Below are 6,873 nucleotides of genomic sequence, written 5' to 3'. Positions count from 1 at the left end.
CGCCACGAGGCGGGCGGGCGTCGCCCCTGCCCTCAGGGCCGCGCTTGGCGAATTTCTTCTCAGGGCCACGCGGCTTGCCGGACCGGCCCTTGGGCGGTCCCTTAGGGGGGCCTCGCCGGCCACGGGAATCGTTGTCTTTGTCGCTGTCGCGAGGCATGAATAATCTCACTCAGGGGATAGCCGGAAAGCATTGTGCGCGCTCATTCAGAGCCGCACGCTCAGGCAAATTCGGTAAGCACTTCTGCTGAAGGCGCAGCTACTAGCAGGTTTCTTCGGATGATACGAGGCTTGAAAGCCCCCTCTTTCATGGATTTGGCGCTTCAGACGGCCGAAAACGCCGGAAAATCGGGCGAAGTTCCTGTTGGATGCGTTGTGGTCCGCAATGACGAGGTCATCGCCACCGGCGCCAACCGGACGCTGACCGACCACGACCCCACGGCCCATGCCGAGATCATCGCGCTGCGCGAGGCGGCGAAAAAGATCGGCAGCGAGCGCCTGGTGGACTGCGACCTCTACGTGACGCTGGAGCCCTGCACCATGTGTGCGGGCGCCATCTCGTTTGCAAGGGTCAGGCGCCTGTATTACGGCGCGGCCGATCCCAAGGGCGGCGCGGTGGAATCAGGCGTGCGGTTCTTTGCCTCGCCGACCTGCCATCACGCCCCGGATGTCTATTCCGGCGTCGGCGAGAGCGAGGCGGCGCGGCTGCTCAAGGAGTTCTTCCGGGAGCGGCGCTAATCCGCCAGGAAGAACTCGCGCAACGCACTCGCGGTGACGTCCGGGTTCTCCTCGGTGAGGAAGTGGCCGGAATCCACGGGCATGCCGACCACGTTCGTGGCCCACTGTTTCCACGTATCGAGCGGCGTCGCCGCGGCTTGCGCCACGCCGGCATTGCCCCACAGCGCCAACATGGGAATGGTGATCTTCTTGCCGGCCTCGAAATCGGCTTTGTCGAGGTCGTAGTCGAACGTGGCGCCGGCGCGGTAGTCCTCGCACATCGCGTGGACGCGGGCGGGATCGCGGAATGGGGCGGTGTAGTGCTCCAGCGCACGCGGGTCGATCGCGTCCAGCGTCTTCGATTTGGTCTGGCTCGCCATCTTGAAGCGCAGGAAGAACTCGCCATTGCTCGAGATCAGCGTCTCCGGCAGCGGATAAGGCTGCGCCAGGAAGGTCCAGTGATAGATCTTCAGCGCATAGGCGCGGTTCATCCGCTCCCAGTAATTATAGGTCGGCAGGATATCGAGCACGGCAAGCTTCGACAGCCGGCCGGGATGGTCGAGCGCGAGGCGATAGGAGACGCGGCCGCCGCGGTCGTGGCCGGCGAGCGCGAAGTGCACGTGACCGAGACGCTCCATCACTTCCACCATCGCCTTGGCCATCGCGCGCTTGCTGTAGGGGATGTGCAGCGCGTCGCTCTCGGGCATGTCGGACCAGCCATAGCCCGGCAGATCGGCGATGATCAGCGTGAACTTATCGGCGAGTTGCGGCGCCACCTGGTGCCACATCACGTTGGTCTCGGAGAAGCCGTGCAACAGCAATAGCGGCGGTCCGCTGCCGCCGACGCGGGCGAAGATGCGGCCGAAGGAGGTGTCGATCCATTCGGAGCGAAAGCCCGGATAGAGGTCGGCGAGATCGGACATCTTTTTGCATCCTTATGGTCAGTCCAAAGGTCGTCCCGACAAACGAAAAGTCGAAAACAACCCCATGCACAGTAACGGTATTATCGGCGGGGCGACTAACCCCAACAGCCGATTGCACATTCTGGAACGTCGATGTGGCGGCGCGGTGACACCGAACCACGCGATTTCGGATTGGCGCGCTTTGCAAGCCGTCCGGAAGCACGGCCTAAGCCTAAGCCTTGGCCTTCTCCGCCTCCACCGCCTGCCAGCCGATGTCGCGGCGGCAGAAGCCTTCGGGCCAGCTGATGCGATCAACGGCCTGGTAGGCGCGGCCTTGCGCCTCCGTCACGGTCTTGCCCAGCGCGCAGACATTGAGCACGCGGCCGCCATTGGCGAGGATCGCACCATCCTTCTCGACCGTGCCGGCGTGGAAGATCTCGACCGTCTCCACCTTCGCGGCCTCCGCTAACCCGCCAATGCGCGTGCCCTTCTGGTAGTCGCCGGGATAGCCCTTCGCCGCCATCACCACCGTGAGCGCGGACTCCGGATGCCAGCGCAGATCGAAATTCTTCAGCTGGCCGTCGCAGGACGCGAGGAACGCCGGCACGATGTCCGACATCATGCGCAGCATCAGCACCTGGCACTCGGGATCGCCGAAGCGGACGTTGAACTCGAACAGCTTTGGACCCTGCGTCGTCAGCATGATCCCGGCATAGAGCACGCCGCGGAACGGCGTGCCGCGCTGCTTCATGCCTGCGACCGTCGGCAGGATGATCTTGGCCATGATCGCGTCGTGGATCGCCGGCGTCACCAGCGGCGTCGGCGAATAGGCGCCCATGCCGCCGGTGTTCGGGCCGACATCGTGGTCGAACACGCGCTTGTGGTCCTGCGCGGAGGCCAAGGGAATGGCAGTCTCGCCGTCGCACAGCGCGAAGAAGGAGATCTCGCGGCCGGGCAGGAACTCCTCGATCACGACCTCCGCGCCGGCCTCGCCGAACGCGCCCTCGAACATCATGGCGATGGCGTCCTCGGCCTCGCGCACGGTCTTGGCGACGACGACGCCCTTGCCGGCGGCGAGCCCGTCGGCCTTCACCACGATTGGCGCGCCCTGGCTGTTGACGTAATCGCGGGCATCGTTGGCATTGGTGAAGCGCTTGTAGGCGCCGGTGGGAATGCCGAACTCGGTGCACAGCGCCTTGGTGAACCCCTTGGAGCTTTCGAGCTGCGCCGGGATTTTGTTCGGCCCGAACGCCTTGATGCCGGCGGCGGTGAGGTCATCGACAATGCCGGCCGCCAGCGGCGTCTCCGGCCCGACCACTACCAGCTCGATCTTGTTGGCCTTGCAGAAATCGATCACCGCCGCATGGTCGGCGACATCGAGCGCCACGCATTCCGCCTCCTTCGCGATGCCGGCATTGCCGGGCGCGCACCAGAATTTGGTCACCAGGGGCGAGGCCGCGATCTTCCATGCCAGAGCATGTTCGCGGCCGCCGGAACCGAGCAGGAGAATGTGCATCGAGGGCTCAGAAAATAAGGGTTTGCTGTGTGCGGAGGTCGCACGAATCGGCGCGGGTCTCAAGGGGAAACGCCCCGAACTCCCCGTCATTCCGGGGCGCGCCTAGCGCGAGCCCGGAATCCATCGAGCTTCAGCGACGGCGGTGAAATGGATTCCGGGCTCGCGACTTCGTCGCGCCCCGGAATGACAGTGGACAGAGAGAGCTCCGAACCGGCGGCGCGCTAAGCTTGCTTGCCTGCAATGATCTCCTGCAACGTCGCCACATGCCGCGCGAAGGCGCCGCGGCCGGCAGCGGTCGCGGTGACCGTGGTCTGCGGCTTCTTGCCGACGAAGGCTTTCTCGACGGATACGTATCCCGCCTTGGCCAGGGTCTCGATATGCGCACCGAGATTGCCGTCGGTGGCGCCGGTCAGCTTCTTCAGCCGCGCAAATTCGAGGCCCGATGCCGGCGGCAGCGCGTTCAGCGCCGCCATGATCTTCAGCCGCAGCGGCTGGTGGATGATGTCGTCGAGCTCAGCCACGCCTAGCCCCGCCGCATCCGGAAGCCACCGACGATGAGCGCGCCGCCATTGACGGCGGCCATCCACGGCAACAGCGGTACCCCCGGGATGGAGAAATATCCGATCAGCGTCAGCGCGACGACGGCTGCACCGAGCGCCGGGAAGGCGTAGCCGAACCGGACCGTCGCCATCATGTACAACAGCGTGATGTAGATCAGCCAGAACACTGTCTGCTGCCGCGGCGAGAACCTGCCTAAATAGCAAAAGAGGACGCCGAAAGCGACGAGCAGCAGGAGCACCAGCAGATTGCGGCTGTCGAACAGGCGGATGCCCTTTCTCGACAGATGATAGACGCCGAAAGCAACGAGGCCGAGGGCCGAGACGGTGTACAGCGCAAACCAGAAATAGAGCCCGTCGTTCGCCACGAACCAGCTGTTCCAGTAATAGGCGCCGTAGCGCGGCCAGAACCAGATCAGGAGGTCGTCGGCGAACGGCAACAGGGCCCACATCAGCAGGACGACACCGGAGACCAGGTAGATCTGCGACCGCGACCCGGGGCGACCGGTCTTCTCACGGTCGTTCAGCGCGCCGGAAGCCTGCTTGCCGTCGATCACGTGAGCGCTCCTTCTTCTGCAATGGGTGCAGCCGGGTGCATGATGGCGTCGAGCTCAGGCATTCGCTAGATCCGCCGCATCCAGAGGCCGCCGAGGATCAGGCCGCCGCCATTGACGAAGGCCATCCAGAGCGGGAACGCCTCGCCGATGTAGAAGAACCCGATCAGCGTCAGGGCGGAAATGCCGAGACCGATCGCCACGAAGGCATAGCCGAACCACAGCCCCGCCAGCGTGTAGAACAGCATGAAATACAGCGGCCAGAACGTCCCCAACTGCCGCGGGCCGAAATGACCGATGACACCGGTGCACAGATAACCGAACGCGAAGAACAACGCGAACACCAGCAGCAGCCTGATGTTGAAGGCGGCACCATGGGGGTGAGGCGGCGGATTGAAGACGCGAAGCGCAATCAAGCCGCCGACACCGAGGGCATCCGCGGCAACCCAGGCATAGGCCGCGTAGACCGGCCAAAGCCAGGTCACGAGGTTGGCTGCGAACACCACCACGCCCCACCAGACCGCAGCGAGGCTCGCCAGCTCATAGAGCTGCGATCGCTTCACACGCTGGACGATGTCGTCGATATCGGCCAGCGCTGCGGACGCCTCGGTGCTGTCGATCATGACTGCCCTGCCCCGCGCGTTGCCACATCCTCGGCGATGACCGAGATCGCCTTCGGTTGGGTGACGATGCCCATGTGGTTGATGCCGTCGATGATCTTGACGTCGATCGATGGTTTGATGGACTGGACCGCCTCGGCATATTTGTCCGAGATCATCATCTCGTCCTCGGCGCCGCCGAAGATCGTGATCGGACGTGTGGTTGCCGGAAGATCGATGCGATAGCCGCGCGTCGCAAAGTTGCGCATCAGGCGATCGGAGTAGGTGGAGACGAGGTACTTCGCCGAAGTCGGCGGCACTGCCAGCGCCAGCACCGGAAGCTGCGAACAGCAGTCGATGCCGAGCCTGCGCAGCGCCGTCAGACCCAGCAAGCGCGGCACGTCGGTACTGACCCAGCCGCCGGCATTTGGCTTGTTGGTGGGTGCGTCATAGCCGAGATAGGGCGCGAGCAGCACGGTGCGCACGAACATGTCTTGCATGATCGGCGTGGCAGCAACGCGCAGCGAGAAGCCGGCGCCGGCGGAATGACCGATCAGGGTGAGCGGCAGGTCCGGCGCGGTCTTGCGCAAATGGGCGACGAAATCGACGAGATCGTCCTCGAGCTGGCCGACATAGCCGATATCGCCGCGGGTGCCGGAGCCGCCATGGCCACGGATGTCGAGCGCCCAGGTCTCCACGCCGCGCGAGGCGATCGCATGTGTCAGCGCATGATTGACGGTGCCGCTCGAGCCGGAGGAGCCATGGATGAAGATCGCACCCCGGCCTGCCGCAGGGCCGTTCGGCGCGTAGTGGCGATAACCGATCCAGGTGCCGTCGCGCGCCTGGAAACGCTCGAGCGGGGGCAGCGTGGACCAGTCGATTCCTTTGGCTGAGTCGGAGACCGACCGCATTTCAGGCGGCCGCTCCAGCGGCGTTGCGATCATTGCGACCAGGATCAGCGCCACGCCGCCGACCGCACACAGGACCCATTTCAGGCCGTTCAAAACGCCGCGCAGCAACCGGAACGCCATGGTTCATCCCTTCAAATGCATCAATCAATAGAGAACTCTATATAACAGAGTACTCTCCCGGTCAACTCCTGGATTGGCGCCGCGCGGCGAAAATCCTTAACGTCGGGTCTGACCCCAAAATGCCGAATCGTTTGCCGATGCCGCCTGCGGAACAACTGCTCAACGCCCCCGAATTCACCGTTTCCGAGCTCTCGCTGTCCCTGAAACGGACGGTCGAGGACGCCTTCGGCCATGTCCGGGTTCGGGGTGAGATCTCCGGCTTTCGCGGGCCGCATTCGTCCGGCCATTGCTATTTCGCGCTCAAGGACGAGAGCGCCAAGATCGAGGCGGTGATCTGGAAGGGCGTGCACGGGCGCATGCGCTTCAAGCCGCAGGAGGGGCTGGAGGTCATCGCCACCGGCAAGCTCACCACCTATCCGGGCTCCTCGAAATACCAGATCGTGATCGAGGCGCTGGAGCCGGCCGGCATCGGCGCGCTGATGGCGCTGATGGAGGAGCGCAAGAGGAAGCTCGCCGCCGAAGGCCTGTTCGACGAGGCGCGCAAGCAGCTGCTGCCCTGGCTGCCGGAGGTGATCGGCGTCGTGACCTCGCCGACCGGCGCCGTCATCCGCGACATCCTGCATCGCTTGGAGGACCGCTTTCCCCGCCGCGTGCTGGTGTGGCCGGTCAAGGTGCAGGGCGAAGGCTCGGCCGAGCAGGTCGCGGCCGCGATCCGCGGCTTCAACGCACTGCCCGAGGGCGGCAAGATTCCGCGCCCCGATGTCTTGATCGTGGCACGCGGCGGCGGCTCGCTGGAGGATCTCTGGTCGTTCAACGAGGAGATCGTGGTGCGCGCGGCGGCCGAGAGCATGATCCCGCTGATCTCGGCGGTCGGGCACGAGACCGACATCACGCTGATCGATTTCGTCGCCGACAAGCGCGCGCCGACGCCGACGGCCGCGGCCGAGATGGCGGTGCCGGTGCGCAGCGAATTGTTCGTCGAGGTCGCCGATCTCGGGCG

8 protein-coding genes are annotated in these 6,873 nt (G+C 64.8%); 2 read left to right on the top strand and 6 right to left on the bottom strand.

Annotated elements, in window-relative coordinates; translation table 11 throughout:
- The first annotated feature begins 276 nt into the window (after positions 1-276).
- Positions 277-735: a tRNA adenosine(34) deaminase TadA gene (gene tadA / locus MOV75_RS22320; protein WP_246929684.1), complete on the top strand. Its 459-nt coding sequence runs from the start codon at positions 277-279 to the stop codon at positions 733-735.
- Here tadA and MOV75_RS22315 read toward each other — a convergent pair.
- The 6 genes from MOV75_RS22315 to MOV75_RS22290 all read right to left on the bottom strand — a co-directional run bounded on the left by MOV75_RS22315 (position 732) and on the right by MOV75_RS22290 (position 5,873).
- The gene (locus MOV75_RS22315; protein ID WP_246929683.1) at positions 732-1,637 is read right to left on the bottom strand and encodes an alpha/beta fold hydrolase; all 906 of its coding nucleotides are present in this window, start codon (positions 1,635-1,637) and stop codon (positions 732-734) included. The two genes, tadA and MOV75_RS22315, sit on opposite strands and share 4 nt — an antisense overlap.
- Before the next feature lie 211 nt (positions 1,638-1,848).
- On the bottom strand, positions 1,849-3,132 hold the full coding sequence (gene purD, locus MOV75_RS22310; protein WP_246929682.1) for a phosphoribosylamine--glycine ligase: 1,284 nt from the start codon (positions 3,130-3,132) through the stop codon (positions 1,849-1,851).
- Positions 3,133-3,353: 221 nt separating this feature from the next.
- On the bottom strand, positions 3,354-3,653 hold the full coding sequence (locus tag MOV75_RS22305; RefSeq protein ID WP_246929680.1) for a transcriptional regulator: 300 nt from the start codon (positions 3,651-3,653) through the stop codon (positions 3,354-3,356).
- Positions 3,654-3,655: 2 nt separating this feature from the next.
- Positions 3,656-4,246, bottom strand: a complete 591-nt coding sequence (locus MOV75_RS22300) for a hypothetical protein (protein ID WP_246929678.1) — start codon at positions 4,244-4,246, stop codon at positions 3,656-3,658.
- A 65-nt stretch (positions 4,247-4,311) separates the two neighbouring features.
- Complete coding sequence (locus MOV75_RS22295) at positions 4,312-4,866, bottom strand: hypothetical protein (RefSeq protein WP_246929676.1); 555 nt, start codon at positions 4,864-4,866, stop codon at positions 4,312-4,314.
- Positions 4,863-5,873, bottom strand: a complete 1,011-nt coding sequence (locus tag MOV75_RS22290) for an alpha/beta hydrolase (protein WP_246929674.1) — start codon at positions 5,871-5,873, stop codon at positions 4,863-4,865. Before MOV75_RS22290 ends, MOV75_RS22295 begins: the two co-directional genes overlap by 4 nt.
- A 137-nt stretch (positions 5,874-6,010) precedes the next feature.
- Between MOV75_RS22290 and xseA the strand changes: the two genes are divergently transcribed.
- Positions 6,011-6,873 (top strand): exodeoxyribonuclease VII large subunit (gene xseA / locus MOV75_RS22285; protein WP_247006623.1); only part of this gene is annotated, 863 nt, incomplete at its 3' end.

Source organism: Bradyrhizobium sp. PRIMUS42 (assembly GCF_023006515.1).
GTDB lineage: Bacteria > Pseudomonadota > Alphaproteobacteria > Rhizobiales > Xanthobacteraceae > Bradyrhizobium.
This window is presented reverse-complemented; position numbering and strand designations above follow the sequence as displayed.